This window comes from Streptococcus sp. KR (assembly GCF_002238115.1).
GTDB lineage: Bacteria > Bacillota > Bacilli > Lactobacillales > Streptococcaceae > Streptococcus.
Map to the genome: position 1 here is coordinate 1 of NZ_NGVM01000105.1, position 632 is coordinate 632.

Annotated in this window: 1 protein-coding gene and 1 pseudogene; both read right to left on the reverse strand. The window is 35.9% G+C overall.

All coding sequences use genetic code 11. The annotated features are described in order from the left end of the window. On the reverse strand, window positions 1–70 hold a 70-nt coding region (locus CBI42_RS13515), incomplete at its 3' end, for a DUF5962 family protein (protein WP_373433761.1). Between the two features lie 74 nt (window positions 71–144). Beyond that, window positions 145–632: pseudogene (locus CBI42_RS11105) on the reverse strand (helicase SNF2); the annotation flags it as partial.

Here is a 632-nt window from a genome sequence, read left to right on the forward strand (position 1 = left end):
GGTATTCTTCAGGTGTTTGAAATCCCTGTACTAAGGCCTCTTCTAATTGATAATAGGTATCTTCCATCATAATCGTTACCTCGTTTCTTTCTATCTTTATTTTACCGCGCTTTTCTTTTCTTGTCCGCTATTTGTATCTATTTTTTAATCCAATTCAAAAGAAAGTTGTTCCTGCTTTTCGTTTCCTTTTTCGTGGAATTGTCTTAAGGCCTGATCAATAATATCTAAATCCGTTTCTGTTTCAATCAATGGCGCGAGTACATCGTATTCGGTCTTTTTAGTTTGATAATCCTCTTCCTTTGGAAAGTTTTTCTCAATTTCAACTTTAGCAGTAGCCCATTTATCCTTTAATTCATCCAATAAGTTCTGAGTTTTCACTTGGTCCTCTTTAATATGATCAATCGTATGCTGAAGTCTTTGAATTGTCCCCAAAGGAGAATACAAATCTAAACTGACAGAATATTGATTTTCTCCTACAATCTTAACAGAGAAGGTTTCAGGAAGAGGTTGATTTGTTGGAAGACTAATCATTTTTATTTCAAATCCTCTATAGCTTGCTAGGGTTCGGAATTCTTTGCTGTCAGCTTGATTATGACGGATAAGACGGTGTAGGGATTCCCCTGCTTCAGCTC